This window comes from Pleomorphomonas carboxyditropha (genome assembly GCF_002770725.1).
GTDB lineage: Bacteria > Pseudomonadota > Alphaproteobacteria > Rhizobiales > Pleomorphomonadaceae > Pleomorphomonas > Pleomorphomonas carboxyditropha.
In genome coordinates this window covers 50,689-66,245 of sequence record NZ_NQVN01000002.1, presented here as the reverse complement: position 1 = coordinate 66,245, position 15,557 = coordinate 50,689, and the positions used below count along the sequence as shown (strand labels likewise).

Genomic DNA, 15,557 nt, shown 5'->3' with positions numbered 1-15,557 from the left:
AGGGCACGGGCCTGGAACCGGGGATCAGCGCGAAGCCGTCGGCCGGCTTTCCGAGGAGACGAAGGCGGTGATCGGCGATACGTCGGCGGCGATGCGGGCGCGCCCGAAGGCAGTCACCCGCTCGCCCCGCTCGGCCCATTCGGCGAGCGTCGCCGCGAGGGCACCGCGATGCTCGTCGGAAAGCGGACCGATCATTTCCAGGCGGGCGGCAAGCGAAAGCGGCATGCTGGCTCAACTCCTGAGGCGGGTCGTGTCGGACGGGCCGGCCGCCGGCGGTTGGCGGCAGCCGGCCGGCCGCTCACTTGAACTTGGCGTCGGCGATGTCCTTGGCCTTGGTGGCCAGCTCGACGTTGACGTTGTTCTCGTAGGAGGTCGCCTCGGAGGGATAGGCTTTCACGTTCTTGGCGTAGAGGGCGATATTGAGGTTGTTGTCCCACGAAGTCTTGGTGACGAGCACGTTTTCGGGATAGCCCTTGGCGTCGATCTCGCGCTTGACTGCTTCGGCGACGATCTCCTTGGGCAGGTTGGGGAAGTATTTGGCCGCGATCTCCACCGTGCCGTCGAAATCCTTGTAGATGTAGCGCGAGGCCATCTCGAAGGCGGTGATGACGCCCTGCGCCACCTCGGGATTCTTGCTGATGTAGTCCTTGGTGGTGGTGAGACTGGAGAAGGCGAAGGGGAACCAGTCCTTGTTGGCCGAGAAGGAATAGACCGACGACAGGCCGTTCTGGCGGATCGACTGGGTAACCTGCGGCTCGACGGCAAGCGCGTAGTCGGCGCGGTCGGAGACGATGGCCGGCACCTCGTTGCCGATGGAGACATTGACCAGCTTCACGTTCTCAAGCGTCTGCTGCTTGACGAGATAGCTCATGAACGCCCAGGTGGTGTCGGGCTGCGGGCTGACGATGACGCGCTTGCCGGACAGATGGGCGAGGTTGTCCTGCAACGGGGTGCCGTCCTTGCCGATGATGAACACGGTCGGGGCGTTCTGGATCGCCGCCACCACGACGCCGTCGCCGCCATTCTCGCGCGTCTTGGGCACGAACACCGGGTCCTGGATCGAGAAGTCGGCCGAGCCGCCGATCACGGCCGCCCAGGACTGGGCACCGCCGCCGCCGGTGGAGATGGTGACCTTGAGGCCTTCATCGGCGAAATAGCCTTTTTCCTGCGCAACGTAGAGCGGCAGGTAAAGCAGCGACTGGAAGGCCTGGTTGATACGCACCTCGGTTTCGGCGCTGGCCGGCAGGATGCCGGACGAGATGAGGCCCGCCGCCAGGGCGATGCCGGCGAGAAGCTTGTTCGTCTGCTGCAGAACGGTCATGTCATTTCCTTTCCCAAGACAGGATGGCCCGCTCGAGGAGAGAGACGAGCGCGTTGAAGACCAGCATCATCACCATCACCAGCGCGACGCCGGCGAGGACGATGTTCATTCCGAAGTTGGAGGAGCCGAGCAGGATCATGTGGCCGACGCCGGCCTCGGAGGAGATGTATTCGGCGACGATGGCGCCGACGAGCGCGAAGCCGACGTTGAGCTTCAGGCCGGAGACCACCCAGGTCATCGAGGCGGGAACCACCAATTTGGTGAAGATCGTCGTCCGCGAGGCGTTGAAGGAACGCATCAGGTTGATCAGGTCGGGATCGGTCCGCATGGCGCCGCGATAGGAAGTGGTCAGCGACACCACCACGCAGGAGAAGGCGACGATCATCACCTTGGAGAGCATTTCGGTGCCAAACCAGATGATGGTGATCGGGGCGATGGCCAGCACCGGGATCGAGCCGATGGCGGCAATGAACGGTGCGGCGAGGTCGGACAGGAAGCGGGAGTACCAGAGCGAGAGGCCGATCACCGAGCCGCCGACGGCGCCGATCGCGAAGCCCACCAGGGTTTCGATCGTCGTCGTCTGTATATCGACGAGCAACTCGCCGCTCTCGAAGCGCTGGACCAGCACATCCCAGATCTGGCTGGGACTCGAGAACAGAAAGCTCGATATGGCGCCCGACCGTGCGCCGTATTCCCAATAGAGCAGAAGGCCGGCGACGATGGCGATCTGGAGAATGATCAGGACGTAGCGGCGCGTCGCCTCGTTGCGGAAAATGGTCGCCCTCAGCACCGGGCGACGCGAGGGTGCGATCTCTTCGGTCACGGCGCGTTCCTTGGCGTCGGCTGTGATGGTCATGGCCTTGTCCCTCAGATCACCGGCTCGATGCCGATGTTGCGCCAGATCATTTCGTAATAGTCGTTGAAGCGCCGGGACATGCGCCGCTCCGGGATGAGCGGGCTATCGGTTTCGAGATCGACCTTGATCTCGTTGATGATCTCGCCAGGCCGGGCCTTCATCACATAGACGCGGTCGGACATGGTCACCGCTTCCTCGATATCGTGGGTGATGAAGATGACGGTCTTCCTCTCCTTGCGGACGACGCCGAGCAGCTCGCTTTCGAGCGCTATTTTCAGCGGGTAATCGAGCGCCTTGTAGGACTCGTCCATCAGGATGATCTGCGGATTGGTGATCATGGTGCGCATCAGCGCCACACGCTGTCTCATGCCGCCCGAAATCTCGCCGGGAAGTTTGTCCTCGTAGCCCTCCATGCGGTAGAGCTTGAGCAAGGCCCGGGCGCGCTCGCGGGCTTCCCTGCGGCCGACGCCCCGGATCTCGAGGCCGAGGATGACGTTGTCGAGCACGCTCCTCCAGGGAAACAGCAGATCCTTCTGCAGCACATAGCCGACGCGCTCGCTGGTCGAGCCGGTGGTCTCGCTGCCCTCGATGAGGATGGCGCCGCTGTCGGGAGCCAAAAGGCCGGTGATGATGTTGAACAGGGTCGACTTGCCGCAGCCGGACGGGCCGACGAAGGAGACGAACTCGTTGTCGTCGGCATGGAAGTCGAGGTTCCTGAGAACGGGGACGCCGCCGGACGAGGATTCATAGGTTTTCGCGATGCCGACAGCTTCGAGCGCGTGTTTCAAAGGCTTCTCCCTGGCGGAACGGTCGGAGAGGGATGGCGGAGCGGAAGATCTGCACGACCATCCGTGGCGGGCTCGCTATGGCACCTGAAGAAAATATTGAAATCACCTTATATGAAAAATCAAGCAATTTTTTGAAACGATCGGATTATTTTTCCGGCACGCTGAAAATGGCGGCAGAACAGCATGGACGAGGCGCAGCCCGATCTCGGCCGTCGGCGGCTCGGGTTTCATGACAACCCGAAGCCAGCCATGACGTTCGGCTCGCAAGTCGTGAAAGGCTGCATCTGCAACAGCTTGCCCGCTCGGCGACGACCGGTTTTTCCCCGCATTTGAGAACCCGGCGCCAACCGATGCGATTATTTTGTTGATTTTTCAAATAAGTCATTTTCATATTGTTCCGTTTCAACCGTCAGGACTACGAACATGCCGATCGTCCGCCCCACAATCGCCGACCTTGAGGACATCGCCGCCGGGTTCGGCATGTCCTTCACGCCACATGAACTGGCCGAGATGTTCGACCTGATGCAGTCCAGTTTCGACGACTATGACCTTGTCGACGCGCTTCCCGACCCCGAGGCACGGAGTTACGATCGCTCACGCGGCTATCGGCCGGAGGGCGAGGAGAATCATCTCGGCGCCTGGGCGCGCAAGGCGACGATTGCCGGCTCGGCCAACGGACCGCTGGCGGGCCGCACCATCGTTCTCAAGGACAATGTGGCGCTTGCCGGCGTGCCGATGATGAACGGCTCGTCGACGCTCGACGGTCATCTGCCGGCGCTGGATGCGACGGTGGTCAGCCGCATCCTCGATGCGGGCGGCACGATCGTCGGCAAGGCGACTTGCGAGAAATTCTGCATGTCCGGCGGCAGCCACACCTCCGACCCAGGTCCGGTGCACAACCCCTGGCGTCGCGGCTACTCGGCCGGCGGCTCCTCGTCGGGCTGCGGCGCACTGGTGGCGTCCGGCGAGGTCGACATGGCCATCGGTGGCGACCAGGGCGGCTCGATCCGCATCCCCGCGTCCTACTGCGGCATCTACGGCCTCAAGCCGACCCACGGCCTCGTACCCTATACCGGCATCATGCCCATCGAAGCGACGCTTGACCACACCGGGCCGATGACGGCATCGGTCGGCGATAACGCCCTGTTGCTCTCGGTGATCGCCGGAGCCGATGGGCTCGATCCGCGTCAGGGCGCGCCGCGGCTCGACGACTATCGGACCGCTGTGGGAGCCGGTGTCGCCGGCCTTCGCATCGGCCTCGTCGCCGAAGGCTTCGCCGCCAAAGGCATGCGGTCCGAGGTGGCGGAGAAAGTGAGGGAAGCGGCCCGTCGCCTCGCCGGTCTCGGGGCCGTGGTCGGCGAGATTTCGCTACCCGAGCATGTGACGACCGCCTCGGTATGGTCGCCCATCGGCCTCGAAGGACTGACGCAGCAGATGATGCGCGGCAACGGCATGGGCTTCAACTGGAAGGGGCGCTACGATGTCGGCCTGATGGCTGCCCATGCCCATTGGCGCGAGCGCGCCAACGACCTGTCGCCGACACTGAAGCTCTCCATGCTGACGGGCGAATGGGGTATCCGCCGTTACGGCGGCCGCTATTACGCCAAGGCGCAAAATCTGGCCCGCGCCATGCGCGCCGCCTATGACCGGGCGCTTTCCGCCTGCGATCTCTTGCTGATGCCGACGCTGCCGCGCGTTGCCTCGCCGCTGCCAGACCCCGGGGCTCCGCTATCCGAGGTCGTCGCCCGGGCCTTCGAACTCAACGTCAACACCGCGCCTCTCGACGTCACCGGCCATCCGGCCATGTCGGTGCCCTGCGGCCTCGTCGACGGGTTGCCGGTCGGCATGATGCTGATCGGCCGCCATTTCGGCGAGGCGTCGATCTACCGGGCGGCGGGCGCCTTCGAGGCGAGCGGCGACTGGCGCGGCTTCTGATCGCGCCATCGCCTTCTCCAGACCGGAGCCCCTGCCCCGAAAGGAGCGCCGGGATCGCATCCCGAGCGTCCACAATTTCATGAGCCGTCGTGATTTCCTGTTGCTTGCCGCCATCTGTTTCGTCTGGGCGGTCAATGCCGTCGTCAGCCGTTATGCCATCGCCGATGCCGGAGTGCCGCCACTCTTGCTTTCGGCTGCGCGCTTCGCGCTGGCGGCGGCGGTGCTGTCGCCGCTCCTCCGACCGCTGCCCCGGCCGCTGGCGCCGCTCATCCTTGTCAGCCTTCTGATGGGAGCGGGGCATTTCGGCGTGCTGATGATCGGCTACGGTCTCGTCGATGCCTCGGTCGTGGCCATCCTGTTGCAGGTCGGCATTCCCATGACGGCACTGTTCTCCGCCCTGATCCTCGGCGAGCGGATCGCGGCCCGGCGCCTCGTCGGCATCGCGCTCGCACTCGCCGGCATCGTCGCGGTGCTGTGGCGACCGGACGCGCACATGTCGGGCCTCGGGGCTGCCGCCGTGCTGGTGGCGGCTGCTTCCCTGGCGCTCGGATCGGTGCTGATGAAGCGGCTCGCGGCCATCAGCCCGATGCGCCTTCAGGCCTGGACAAGCCTCAGTTCGATCTGGCCGCTCGCTGCCGCCTCGCTGGCGTTCGAGCCGGGACGGGCAGCCGACGTTCTGACGCAGCCGCTGGTCTTCGGCGGAACGGTGCTGTTCGCTTCGCTGGCGGTCACCGTGATCAGCCACACCGGCTATTACCGGCTGCTCCGCCGCTACGAGGCAAGCCTCGTGTCGCCGTTGACGCTGATGTTCCCACTGATGACGGTCGTTCTCGGTCAAGTCCTGCTTGGCGAACGGCCGGATGCGGCCTTTTTCGCCGGTACGGTGCTGGTGCTGGCGGGAGTTGCCCTGGTGGCGACCAGCGCGGCGCGTCCAACTGCCGACCATACCACCTGAGACAGGTTCAATTGGGCGGCAGCAACGACTGCAGGAGCCCCCGCAGTTGGCCGGCCGCCGATCGGTCAATCCGTTCGGAGAAATCGTAGAGCGTGTCCTTGAGCCGTTCCCTGAGCGCGACCAGTTGAGCGACGCCCTTCTCGGACTTGAAGATCAGGACGCGCCGCCGGTCGCCGGGATCGGGAGCGCGATAGACGTCGCCGTTGGCAATCATCCGGTCGATGATCTTGGTAAGGGTCGGCGAATCGACGAAGACCCCCTGGGCAAGCTCGCCCATCGGCTGGCCGTCGTGCCGGTCAAGGGCTTCCAGCACACGATATTGCTCGATGGTGAAGCCAAGCGGTTTCAGTCTGGCCTCGACGGCCAGTTCGAACCGGCGATTGACGCCGCCGATGAGCTGCATCAGTTCGTGCGATTCACCACCGGTCAAGGTTTCCACCGCGATATCCTCTTTTTCAAATATTTCCTTTTCTATAGTTTCAGAACCGACGACGCAAGTATGGTCAAGTGATTAGCCCGATCCCCGATGACAATCGCGGCCTACGCCGCATGCCCGCGCCTTGGGCAGGACAAAGCGATTTCGCCCATTGCGCGGGCAGGATACCGCCCGTCGGCGCCATCGTGATCTGGCATGGAAAATGCTGCGAAAGCCCAATTGCCGCGTCTTGGCGGCCGGCCTGGGGAATGTGGTCATGCGCACTGTCAGGATAGGGCTGCTTCTGTGCCAGCAAGGTCCTGCAGGGTTGTGGGGGCCTTCGGCGATCGCGTGCGCCCAACTGGCAGTGAATGAGATCAACGCCGCCGGCGGCCTGCTCGGCCGGCAGGTCGAACTCTGGCCCCTCGATGCCGGCGTCACCGCGTGGAGCGCCGCCACGACTGCGCACGACGCCGTGGTCGTCGACCATATCGACGCGCTGATCGGCATGTTCCCGAGCTACGCCCGTCGCCAGGTCAAGGAAGCGATCGGCGGCAAGGTACCCTTCATCTACACGCCGCAGTTCGAGGGCGGCGAACACGATCCCAGCCTGCTCACCACCGGCGAGACCTCGGGCGAACTGCTGCGGCCGGCGATTGAATGGCTGATGACCGAGCGCGGCGTCTCGCGTTTCTTTTTGTGCGGCAGCGACTATCTGTGGCCGCGTTCGTCTTTCTCGACGGCGCGACAGATCATCCGTGACCTTGGCGGGGCGATCACCGGCGAGGATTATCTGCCGCTCGAAAACCACGACTTCGGTCCCCTCCTCGACCGTATCCGCTCCACCAAGTCGGATGTCGTGCTTCCCCATTTTCTCGGGCTTGACGCCGTGCAGTTCCACCGTGCCTTCGCTGCCGAAGACCTTTCGGCCTGCACGGTCCGCTTCGCTTCCGCGGTCGACGAGACGGTGATCTACAATCTCGACGATGGCGATACCGAGAACCTCTACATCGCATCGTCCTATTTCGCCTCGATGCGGTCGCGGAACAACGGCGCCTTTCTCGAGCGCTACCATTGCGCTTTTGGCGATACGCCGCCGCCGGCCAACGCCTATGGCCAATCCTGCTACGAAGGCATCTACAGCTACGCGGCGCTGGTCGAGGCGTCGGGAAATTTCTCCGCCACGGCGGTGCGGCGGGCGGTTGGCCGGGCACGGCTGCGCAAGACGGCGCGCGGCCTCGATAAGGCACCGCTGGTCGGCGGGCGCCACCCCATTTTTGTCGCGCGTGTCGAAGGCTTCGACCTCAAGATCGTCACCGGGACTGCGGTGGCCTAAGTGTGCGTCCCGGCTTTTCAGCCAGACGTGAACAGGCCGCTCAGCCGCCGCGGCTGGCTGCGCAGATACTGGTCGGGCACCCTGATGCTGGCGCCGAGCGCCGCCGCCGCGTGCCAGGGCCAGCGCGGATCGTAGAGAACGGTCCGGGCGACCGCCACGAGATCGGCGTCGCCGGTGGCGACGATCGCCTCCGCCTGCTCCGGCTCGGTGATGAGGCCGACGGCGACCACCGGCATCTTCACCGCCGCCTTCACAGTGCGGGCGAACGGCACCTGGTAATTGGGGCCGAGGACGATGCGCTGATGTTCGGCAAGCCCGCCGCTCGACACATGGATCGCGTCGCAGCCATGCGCCTCGAGCGCCTTGGCGAAGGCGACGGTGCCGTCGATATCCCAACCGCCATCGGCCCAGTCGGTCGCGGAGACGCGAATGGTCACCGGCCGTTCCCCCGGGAACGCGTCGCGGACCGCGTCGAACACTTCCAGCGGAAAGCGCAGCCGGTTTTCCAGGGAGCCGCCATAGGCGTCGTCGCGGTGGTTGGACAGGGGCGACAGGAACTGATGGAGCAGATAGCCGTGCGCGGCATGGATCTGCACGGCCTCGATTCCGAGATCCCCGGCCCGCTTGGCAGCCTCGGCGAAGGCCTTGCGGATGCGGGCGAGGCCGTCCCGGTCGAGCGCGGCCGGGACCTCGTCGCCGGCCCGGAACGGAATGGCGGACGGCGCCACCGTCGGCCAGCCGCGCTCATGAGACGCCGGCAGCAGCGCGCCGGTCCGCCATGGCAGGTCCGTCGACGCCTTGCGGCCGGCGTGGGCGAGCTGGACGGCGATCGGCATGTCCGACCAGCGGCGGATGCCGGCGAGCGTCCGGCCGAGCGCCGCCGCGCAATCATCGGAATACAGGCCGAGGTCGGCATAGCTGATGCGCCCCTCCGGCGACACGGCCGTTGCCTCGATGGTCAGGAGGCCGGCGCCGGAATGGCTGAGGCCGCCGTAGTGGATGAGGTGCCAGTCGGTCGCCTTGCCGTCCTCGGCCGAATACTGGCACATCGGGGCGATGACGATGCGGTTGGCGAGCGACAGCTTGCCGATGGAGATCGGCGTGAAGAGTGCCGGTTGAGCCAAGGAAGACTTCCTTTTCCGTTGGGCGGCCGACCGATGGCCGCCGCCGTTGCCCTACTCTGTATAGCATCCGCCCGCTTCAGGGCAGGATCTTGCCGGGGTTGAGGATGCCTTGGGGATCGAGCGCCGCCTTGATGAGGCGCATGACCTCGAGGGCTTCCCCGTATTCGGCGGCGAGGTATTTCTTCTTGCCGAGGCCGACGCCGTGCTCGCCCGTCGACGTGCCGTCGGCGGCGATCGCCAGCGCCACGATCTCGCCGTTGAGGCGCTCGACGACACCGGCACGCAGACATCGCTCGGCCAGCCCTTCGCGCCCGGCTTCAGCGCCACCGTCGCGTAGAAGGCGTCATGCCGCGCCTGCCAGAGTCGACGCCATGCCCTCTACAATGAACGCCCATAATTTCAGCAAGCCGCATAACCATGCAGCTTGACCAAATGTCATGACATATGAATGTAATGACAATCATGTGGAACGATACTGAACTCACCTCCGGACCGTTGCCCCTCTGGTGGCAGATTGCCGATCGCCTTCGCCGCTCCATCGAGCATGGCGAGTTCAAGGCGGGCGACGTCCTGCCATCGGAAGCGCTGCTCAACGAAACATTCGGCGTCAGTCGAACCACCGCCAGAGCGGCGCTCGACCGCCTGGAGCAGGAGGGGCTGATCCTGCGCAAGGCCGGCCGGGGATCGGTGGTGCTCGACCCCAAGGTCGAGCAGCCGCTCAGCCGCCTGTCGAGCTTTGCCGAGGATATGCGCCAGCGTGGCCTCAGCGCCAGCTACCAGACCTTGGGCATCTCCCTGGCTCCGATCTCGGGCGAGGCGGCGAAGGAAATCGGTGTGGAGGCCGGACGGCCGGCGCTGCACATCGAGCGTGTGCTCAAGGCCGACGGGCTGCCGATGGCGCTGTCCGACGCCTGGATCCACCCTGGGGTGATCGGCGACGCGCCCCTGCCCTCGCCGTCCGAATTCGACAACCGCTCGCTCTACGACTGGCTGGAAACCTCCTTCGGGGCACGGATCGTCGGCGGCAGCGAGACGATCGAGGCCGCCATCGCCGACCGGCGCATGGCCCGGCATCTCGAAATCCCGGTCGGCTCGGCCATGCTGGTCGCCCGCCGCCGGTCGCTCGGCCGGGACAAGACGCCGATCGAATACGTCGTGGTGTCCTACCGCGCCGACCGCTACCGCTTCACCGTCGATCTGGTGCGATCATGACCGCCGCCCTGTTCGCCGGCGACGTCAGCCTCGACCTGACCCTGGTCGCCGACCACGTGCCGGCGCCGGACGAGAAGGTACATGTGAACGAGGCCGTCGAGGCTCCTGGTGGCGTGGTCGCCAACGCCGCCGTGGCCTGTGCGCGCGCCGGCGGCCGGGCGCGGCTGCTGGTGCAGGTCGGCAGCGACGCCGCCGCCCGTATCGTCGCCGATGGGCTCGCCGCCGCCGGGGTCGATGTCGAGGCATCGCCCGCCGAAGGCCGGACCTGCCGGGTGGTGGTCATCGTCGAGCCGCACGGCGAGAAGCGGCTGCTGCTCGACCCCGGGGTCTCCATGTATCCCGGCGACGGCGCCGTGGAAGCCGTCTCGCTCCATGGCGTCGGCTGGCTGCACACCGCCGCCTACGGCACCGCCGCCGAGCGTCTGGTCGCCCGCTGCCGCGCCGCCGGCATCGCCTGGTCGCTCGATCTCGAGCCGGCGTCGTTCGCCGCCGGCATCGACACCCTGCTGCCGCTGCTCGACGGCGCCGAAGCGCTGTTCCTCAACGATCGTGCCGATGCCGCCCTCGGCGGCGACGGTGCCGCGCGCCTGCTGGCCCTTGGCGTGCGCAGCGTCATCCGCACCCGTGGCCGCGATGGCGCCGAGCTGGTGACCGCCGGGACGGCCGTGTCCATCCCCGCGCCGGTCATCGGCCGGCCCGTCGACACCACCGGCGCCGGCGACTGCCTCGCCGGCTGGTACGTCGGCGAGCGACTGGCCGGCTCGCCGCCGCGCGAAGCCCTGGCCGCCGCCGTGACGGCGGCGACGCTGAGCTGTCTCGGGCTGGGCGCCCAGTCCTCCTATCCAACCCGACTCCAAGTGGCCGCCTTCCGCGACAAGGCGGCGGCCGGCCGTTCCCAGACGTAGAGGAAACATGACTGCCCCATTGGTCCTGCCCGACAAGGGCAACGCGCTCGAAGCCCTGTTCCCGGTTCGCAAGCCGGTCATCGGCGTCATCCACCTGAAGCCGCTGCCCGGCGCGCCGCGCTACGACGGACAGCCGGTGCGCGAGATCTACGCCGCCGCCGCCGAGGACGCCCGGACGCTCGCCGCCGGCGGCATCGACGGCATCATCGTCGAGAACGCCAGCGACCTGCCGTTCGCCCGCCCCGACGACATCGGCCCGGAAACGGTGGCGGCGCTGACCGCCGCCTGCATCGAGGTCCGCAACGCGGTCGACACGCCGATCGGCATCACCTGCGTCGCCAACGGCGCTATCCCGGCGCTGGCCATCGCCAAGGCGGTCGGCGCCCGCTGGGTCCGCGTCAACCAGTGGGTCAACGCCTATGTCGCCAACGAGGGCTTCCTCAACGGCCCGGCGCCGCAGGCCTTGCGCTACCGGTCGATGATCGGCGCCCGCGACGTCGCCATCTTCGCCGACGTGCACGTCAAGTTCGGCGCCCACGCCATCACCGCCGACCGCAGCATCGCCGAGCAGGCCACCGACGCCGAATGGTTCGACGCCGACATCCTGATCGCCACCGGCACCCGCACCGGCAACCCCACCCAGCCGGCCGAGGTGCGCGAGGTGCGCGCCGGCACCAACCTGCCGGTCGTCGTCGGCTCCGGTCTCGCCCCCGAACAGGTGCCGGACCTGTTCGCCGTCGCCGACGGGGCGATCGTCGGCCAGTGGCTGAAGCACGACGGCCGCTGGTGGAATCCGGTCGATCCGCGCCGGGTCGAGCGGCTGATGAACGCCGTGCGGAAAACGAGGTCGTCATGACGCTTCTGACCGGAGAAACCGACGTCTTCTCGTCGGCCGGCACCGCCGGGCGCACCGCCGTGGTCTTCCTCTGCCGCCGTCACGGCGACACCGCCGACATCTTCGGCGAGGCCGAACGCCGGGCGGTCGATGCCACGCTACGGCAACTCGGCGAGGAGGGCTGGCATCTGTCCATCCGGGCCATGATCGATCCGGGCGGCTCCGCCGAGGCCGAAGCGCTCGATGCCGGCTTCGCCCATCCCTACGACATGGCCGGCGTGTTCGAGGCGCCAAGCCTTTCCGCCGCCATCGAAGGCACGATCCGCCTGGAAAGGGCGGGCTGGGAGCGGCTGTTCGCCACCGAATGGATGATCGGCCCGCGCGAGTTCGCCGCCGTGCATGGAACGGGCGGCGACCGGCCGCGCGACTGGGGCTTTCTCGCCTTCTGGGAATGGAACGACAACTGGGCGGCGGCGACGCCCGACGAACGCGCCGCCTATGACGCCGAATGCGACATCGCCTTCAAGGGCGACCTCGCGCTCGACATCGACATCGCCGGCCGCCACCGGCTCGACTGGGCGCACGGCTGGCACCACCTCGGCGCCTGGCTCGCCCCCTCCCCCGAGGCGATCGACACGGCGATCACCGGCCATGAGGCGGTTGCCGATTTCGTCTTCACCACCTCCCGACACGTGATCGGCCGCGTCCGCCCGATCCGCGAACTGCTTGCAAGGTAGCCCCGCTATGTCCGAAAGCATCTGGATCCACTATGCGCGTCCGCGCCCCCAATGGTACAGGCTCGACGCCGCCGAGAAGAGCGCGCTCGACGCCCGCTGGGCCGAGGTGGAAGCGGCGTCCGTCGCCGCCGGAGGCGAAAGGGTCGGTCGCTACCACATCCGCGGCCAGCACGACTTCCAGACCGTCGACATCTGGCGCTTTCCGAGCCCGGAAGCCGCCTTCGACCACTGGGCCAGACTGACGGCAGCCGGCTACAACGAGCTGTTCGCCTTCTCGAACAACGTCGGCCTCCCGCTTCCCGAGGCCTCGTGATGGACGCGCCGCTTCTGGAAGCCAGGGGCATCCACAAGCGCTTCGGCCACGCGCACGTGCTGCGCGGCGTCGATTTCGCCGTCCATGCCGGCGAGATCTGCGCGCTGGTCGGCGATAACGGCGCCGGCAAGTCGACCCTGGTCAAGATCCTGTCGGGCGCCGACGCGCCGAGCGCCGGCACGATCAGCGTCGAGGGCCGGCCGGTCGTCTTCGCCTCCCCCGCCGAGGCCCAGCGCCACGGCATCGCCACGGTCTATCAGGATCTGGCGCTCGCCCCCGACCTCAGCCCCGCCGACAACATCTTCCTCGGCAACGAGCTGATGCGGCGCGGACTTGCCGGCCGCCTCGGCTTTCTCGACCGCGCCGAGATGCGCCGCCGCGCCACCGAGCAATTCGCCCGCCTCGGCGTCCGGCTCCGCTCGAACAAGGCGCCGGTGTCCTCGCTGTCGGGTGGTCAGCGCCAATCGGTGGCGATCAGCCGCGCCGCCATGTGGGCCGACAAGGTCATCTTCATGGACGAGCCGACCGCCGCCCTCGGCGTCGTCCAGACGGCGCGGGTGATCGAGCTCATCCGCCAGGTGAAGCAGGCCGGCATCTCCGTCGTCCTGATCAGCCACAACATGCCGCAGGTCATCGAGGTCGCCGACCGCATCGTCGTGTTGCGTCTCGGCGAGAACGTCGCGGAGTTCCACGCCGGGGACGTCGACGTCGACCGGCTGATCGCCGCCATGACGGCGGGAACCCCCACAGCACGGAGCCCCTCATGAGCACGACCACCGAGCCGGATCGCGAGGACGACGCCGAAACCCGCCGCGAGCGCCTGACGCGCCTCTTCGGCGGCGGCTGGATCTTCCTGCTGCTGATCTTCCTGATCGCCCTTTTCGCCGCGTTGAGGCCGATGCAGTTCGGCTCCGCCTATAACCTGTCGCAGCTCACCATCAACGCCGCCATCCTGCTGGTGCTGTCCATCGGCCAGACCTTCGTCATCGTCACCGCCGGCATCGACCTGGCGATCGGCGCCGTGCTGGTGTTCGCCTCGGTGCTCTCGGCCAAGACCATGCTTTGGCTGGCCGGGGCCGCCGGCACCACTTTCGGCACGACCGACGCGAGCTGGCTGGTGATCGGCATCGGCAGCCTCGTCGCCGTCGCCGCCGGCATGGCCTGGGGCGCGGTGAGCGGCTGGCTGGTCGCCGTTGCCCGTATCCCGGCCCTGATCGTCACGCTCGGCACCTTCGGCATGGCGCTGGGCCTCGCCCAGATCATCACCGGTGGCGTCGACGTTCGTGCCATGCCCGAGCGCCTCGTCGCCCACGTCGGCGCCGGATCGATCGCCGGCGTACCGACGCTGGTGGTCATCGCGGTCGTGGTGACCGCAGGGGCCGCGGTCGTCCTCCATCTCACCCGCTTCGGAACACGCGTCTTCGCCATCGGCTCCAACGCCGAGGCCGCCCGGCGCGCCGGCATCAACGTGCGCGCCTACATGATCGCCATCTACATGATCTCCGGCGCCCTGGCCGGCGTCGGCGCCGTGATGTCCAACGCCCGCTTCTCCACGACGACCATCGGCGGGCACGGCATGGACAACCTCACGACTATCTCGGCGGTCGTGCTCGGCGGCACCAGCCTGTTCGGCGGCGTCGGCAGCATCGCCGGCACGGTCATTGGCGTGTTCATCCCGATCATCCTGCTCAACGGGTTCGTCATCCTCGGCATTCCGCCCTTCTGGCAGACCGTGGCCATGGGGGCGGTGCTGATCGTCGCCGTCTGGGTCGATCAGCTCAAGCGCCGCGCACAGGAGCGCGGGTGAAGACAAGACTTCAACCAGAGGGAAAAAAGAAATGAAAAACAAGCCGCTATTCGCATCCGCCTCGGCAATTGCCGTCGTTCTCAGCCTTACCGCCGCCGCGAGCGCCGAGGGCAACGTCGCCCTGGTGCTCGGCGTCAAGGGCAGCCCGTTCTATCAGGCGCTGCAGTGCGGCGCCGAGGCCAAGGCGAAGGAGCTCGGCCTGACGCTCCACGTGTCCGCCCCCGACCAGTTCGCCGCCGACAGCCAGATCCCGGTGGTCAATGCCGTGACCGCCACCAAGCCGGACGTCGCCGTCATCGTGCCGACCGACACCCAGGCCCTCGTCGCACCGATGAAGGAACTCGCCGACCGCGGCACGAAGGTGGTCACCGTCGACCAGACGATCAACGATACCTCCTTCGTCGAGACGCAGATTCTCACCGACAACGAGGCGGGCGGCAAAATGGCAGCAGTCGACATGAACGACTTGCTCGGCGGCAAGGGCAAGGTGCTGGTGATCACCCAGCCTCCCGGCTCGGCGGCGCAGGACGCCCGCGTCACCGGGTTCGAGGAGCAGATCAAGACCTATTCCGGCATCGAATATCTCGGTCCGCAATATCAAAGCGACGACCCGCAGAAGGCGGCGGAGATCGTCACCTCGACGCTGTCGGCGCATCCCGACCTCGCCGGCATCTTCTCGACCAACGATCAGGGCGCCATCGGCGCCATCACCGGCCTGCGTCAGGCCGGAGCGGCCGGCCGGGTCAAGGTGATCGCCTACGACGCCGCCACGGCCGAGGTCAACGCCTTCAAGAACGGCACGATCCAGGCCCTGATCGCCCAGGATCCCAAACAGGAGGGCGAGGTGGCGATGGAAATCGCCGCCAAGCTGATCAAGGGCGAGAGCCTGCCCAAGATCACCATGACCGACATCGTCAGCATCAAGGCCGGCGATACCGCGTCCGCGGAAAAGTACGAGTACAAGGCGGACTGCATGTAACAGGATGGTGGCGGCCACACGGTCGCCACCGAACAACTG

Annotated in this window: 18 protein-coding genes and 1 pseudogene; 12 read left to right on the top strand and 7 right to left on the bottom strand. The window is 66.9% G+C overall.

What is annotated here, in order from left to right; genetic code table 11:
* Positions 1-24: 24 nt before the first annotated feature.
* The 4 genes from CJ014_RS04840 to CJ014_RS04825 all read right to left on the bottom strand — a co-directional run bounded on the left by CJ014_RS04840 (position 25) and on the right by CJ014_RS04825 (position 2,965).
* On the bottom strand, positions 25-225 hold the full coding sequence (locus tag CJ014_RS04840) for a hypothetical protein (protein ID WP_100079413.1): 201 nt from the start codon (positions 223-225) through the stop codon (positions 25-27).
* Between the two features lie 73 nt (positions 226-298).
* On the bottom strand, positions 299-1,321 hold the full coding sequence (locus CJ014_RS04835; RefSeq protein WP_100079412.1) for an ABC transporter substrate-binding protein: 1,023 nt from the start codon (positions 1,319-1,321) through the stop codon (positions 299-301).
* Position 1,322: 1 nt separating this feature from the next.
* Positions 1,323-2,177 carry an ABC transporter permease gene (locus tag CJ014_RS04830; RefSeq protein WP_100079411.1) on the bottom strand — a complete coding sequence of 285 codons (855 nt, stop codon included), beginning with the start codon at positions 2,175-2,177 and terminating at the stop codon, positions 1,323-1,325.
* Between the two features lie 11 nt (positions 2,178-2,188).
* Positions 2,189-2,965, bottom strand: a complete 777-nt coding sequence (locus tag CJ014_RS04825; RefSeq protein WP_100079410.1) for an ABC transporter ATP-binding protein — start codon at positions 2,963-2,965, stop codon at positions 2,189-2,191.
* Positions 2,966-2,997: 32 nt separating this feature from the next.
* On the opposite strand from CJ014_RS04825, the gene CJ014_RS27490 reads away from it, so the two are divergent.
* The 3 genes from CJ014_RS27490 to CJ014_RS04815 all read left to right on the top strand — a co-directional run bounded on the left by CJ014_RS27490 (position 2,998) and on the right by CJ014_RS04815 (position 5,855).
* On the top strand, positions 2,998-3,198 hold the full coding sequence (locus tag CJ014_RS27490) for a hypothetical protein (RefSeq protein WP_133121806.1): 201 nt from the start codon (positions 2,998-3,000) through the stop codon (positions 3,196-3,198).
* Positions 3,199-3,388: 190 nt separating this feature from the next.
* On the top strand, positions 3,389-4,900 hold the full coding sequence (locus CJ014_RS04820) for an amidase (RefSeq protein WP_100079409.1): 1,512 nt from the start codon (positions 3,389-3,391) through the stop codon (positions 4,898-4,900).
* Between the two features lie 79 nt (positions 4,901-4,979).
* Complete coding sequence (locus tag CJ014_RS04815; RefSeq protein ID WP_100079408.1) at positions 4,980-5,855, top strand: DMT family transporter; 876 nt, start codon at positions 4,980-4,982, stop codon at positions 5,853-5,855.
* 7 nt (positions 5,856-5,862) lie between these two features.
* Here the strand turns inward: CJ014_RS04815 and CJ014_RS04810 are convergent, their stop codons facing one another.
* Positions 5,863-6,294 (bottom strand): MarR family winged helix-turn-helix transcriptional regulator, encoded by a 432-nt coding sequence (locus CJ014_RS04810; protein ID WP_245427110.1) that lies wholly within the window; start codon positions 6,292-6,294, stop codon positions 5,863-5,865.
* Between the two features lie 253 nt (positions 6,295-6,547).
* Between CJ014_RS04810 and CJ014_RS04805 the strand changes: the two genes are divergently transcribed.
* Positions 6,548-7,606, top strand: a complete 1,059-nt coding sequence (locus CJ014_RS04805; RefSeq protein ID WP_100079824.1) for a substrate-binding domain-containing protein — start codon at positions 6,548-6,550, stop codon at positions 7,604-7,606.
* 17 nt (positions 7,607-7,623) lie between these two features.
* Here CJ014_RS04805 and CJ014_RS04800 read toward each other — a convergent pair whose 3' ends face one another.
* Entirely contained in the window at positions 7,624-8,730 is a 1,107-nt protein-coding gene (locus tag CJ014_RS04800) for an NADH:flavin oxidoreductase/NADH oxidase (protein ID WP_100079406.1), read from the bottom strand.
* Between the two features lie 76 nt (positions 8,731-8,806).
* A pseudogene (locus CJ014_RS04795) lies at positions 8,807-9,096 on the bottom strand (FAD-linked oxidase C-terminal domain-containing protein); the annotation flags it as partial.
* A 96-nt stretch (positions 9,097-9,192) separates the two neighbouring features.
* On the opposite strand from CJ014_RS04795, the gene CJ014_RS04790 reads away from it, so the two are divergent.
* From CJ014_RS04790 to CJ014_RS04755, 8 genes are read left to right on the top strand one after another with little or no spacing between them, the layout of a single operon-like run.
* Positions 9,193-9,942, top strand: coding sequence for a GntR family transcriptional regulator (locus CJ014_RS04790; RefSeq protein WP_165790748.1), 750 nt, complete (start codon positions 9,193-9,195; stop codon positions 9,940-9,942).
* Entirely contained in the window at positions 9,939-10,847 is a 909-nt protein-coding gene (locus tag CJ014_RS04785) for a carbohydrate kinase family protein (protein WP_100079404.1), read from the top strand. The genes CJ014_RS04790 and CJ014_RS04785 overlap by 4 nt, the downstream gene beginning before the upstream one ends.
* Before the next feature lie 7 nt (positions 10,848-10,854).
* The gene (locus CJ014_RS04780) at positions 10,855-11,703 is read left to right on the top strand and encodes a BtpA/SgcQ family protein (protein ID WP_100079403.1); all 849 of its coding nucleotides are present in this window, start codon (positions 10,855-10,857) and stop codon (positions 11,701-11,703) included.
* Positions 11,700-12,419 carry a hypothetical protein gene (locus tag CJ014_RS04775; RefSeq protein WP_100079402.1) on the top strand — a complete coding sequence of 240 codons (720 nt, stop codon included), beginning with the start codon at positions 11,700-11,702 and terminating at the stop codon, positions 12,417-12,419. The genes CJ014_RS04780 and CJ014_RS04775 overlap by 4 nt, the downstream gene beginning before the upstream one ends.
* A gap of 7 nt (positions 12,420-12,426) precedes the next feature.
* Positions 12,427-12,732, top strand: coding sequence for a hypothetical protein (locus tag CJ014_RS04770; RefSeq protein WP_100079401.1), 306 nt, complete (start codon positions 12,427-12,429; stop codon positions 12,730-12,732).
* Positions 12,732-13,499: an ATP-binding cassette domain-containing protein gene (locus CJ014_RS04765; protein ID WP_100079400.1), complete on the top strand. Its 768-nt coding sequence runs from the start codon at positions 12,732-12,734 to the stop codon at positions 13,497-13,499. Before CJ014_RS04770 ends, CJ014_RS04765 begins: the two co-directional genes overlap by 1 nt.
* A complete protein-coding gene (locus CJ014_RS04760) occupies positions 13,496-14,539 on the top strand; it encodes an ABC transporter permease (protein WP_100079399.1) in 1,044 nt (347 codons plus the stop codon). Before CJ014_RS04765 ends, CJ014_RS04760 begins: the two co-directional genes overlap by 4 nt.
* A gap of 31 nt (positions 14,540-14,570) precedes the next feature.
* Positions 14,571-15,518 carry an ABC transporter substrate-binding protein gene (locus CJ014_RS04755; RefSeq protein ID WP_100079398.1) on the top strand — a complete coding sequence of 316 codons (948 nt, stop codon included), beginning with the start codon at positions 14,571-14,573 and terminating at the stop codon, positions 15,516-15,518.
* Positions 15,519-15,557: the final 39 nt, after the last annotated feature.

Excerpts from the sequence above, each read along its gene's own strand:
- CJ014_RS04790 (WP_165790748.1), top strand. The coding sequence starts at position 9,193 with ATGTGGAACGATACTGAACTCACCTCCGGACCGTTGCCCCTCTGGTGG.
- CJ014_RS04755 (WP_100079398.1), top strand. The coding sequence starts at position 14,571 with ATGAAAAACAAGCCGCTATTCGCATCCGCCTCGGCAATTGCCGTCGTT.
- CJ014_RS27490 (WP_133121806.1), top strand. The coding sequence starts at position 2,998 with ATGGCGGAGCGGAAGATCTGCACGACCATCCGTGGCGGGCTCGCTATG.
- CJ014_RS04815 (WP_100079408.1), top strand. The coding sequence starts at position 4,980 with ATGAGCCGTCGTGATTTCCTGTTGCTTGCCGCCATCTGTTTCGTCTGG.
- CJ014_RS04765 (WP_100079400.1), top strand. The coding sequence starts at position 12,732 with ATGGACGCGCCGCTTCTGGAAGCCAGGGGCATCCACAAGCGCTTCGGC.
- CJ014_RS04785 (WP_100079404.1), top strand. The coding sequence starts at position 9,939 with ATGACCGCCGCCCTGTTCGCCGGCGACGTCAGCCTCGACCTGACCCTG.
- CJ014_RS04760 (WP_100079399.1), top strand. The coding sequence starts at position 13,496 with ATGAGCACGACCACCGAGCCGGATCGCGAGGACGACGCCGAAACCCGC.
- CJ014_RS04830 (WP_100079411.1), bottom strand. The coding sequence starts at position 2,177 with ATGACCATCACAGCCGACGCCAAGGAACGCGCCGTGACCGAAGAGATC.
- CJ014_RS04775 (WP_100079402.1), top strand. The coding sequence starts at position 11,700 with ATGACGCTTCTGACCGGAGAAACCGACGTCTTCTCGTCGGCCGGCACC.
- CJ014_RS04780 (WP_100079403.1), top strand. The coding sequence starts at position 10,855 with ATGACTGCCCCATTGGTCCTGCCCGACAAGGGCAACGCGCTCGAAGCC.
- CJ014_RS04820 (WP_100079409.1), top strand. The coding sequence starts at position 3,389 with ATGCCGATCGTCCGCCCCACAATCGCCGACCTTGAGGACATCGCCGCC.
- CJ014_RS04840 (WP_100079413.1), bottom strand. The coding sequence starts at position 225 with ATGCCGCTTTCGCTTGCCGCCCGCCTGGAAATGATCGGTCCGCTTTCC.
- CJ014_RS04805 (WP_100079824.1), top strand. The coding sequence starts at position 6,548 with ATGCGCACTGTCAGGATAGGGCTGCTTCTGTGCCAGCAAGGTCCTGCA.
- CJ014_RS04835 (WP_100079412.1), bottom strand. The coding sequence starts at position 1,321 with ATGACCGTTCTGCAGCAGACGAACAAGCTTCTCGCCGGCATCGCCCTG.
- CJ014_RS04770 (WP_100079401.1), top strand. The coding sequence starts at position 12,427 with ATGTCCGAAAGCATCTGGATCCACTATGCGCGTCCGCGCCCCCAATGG.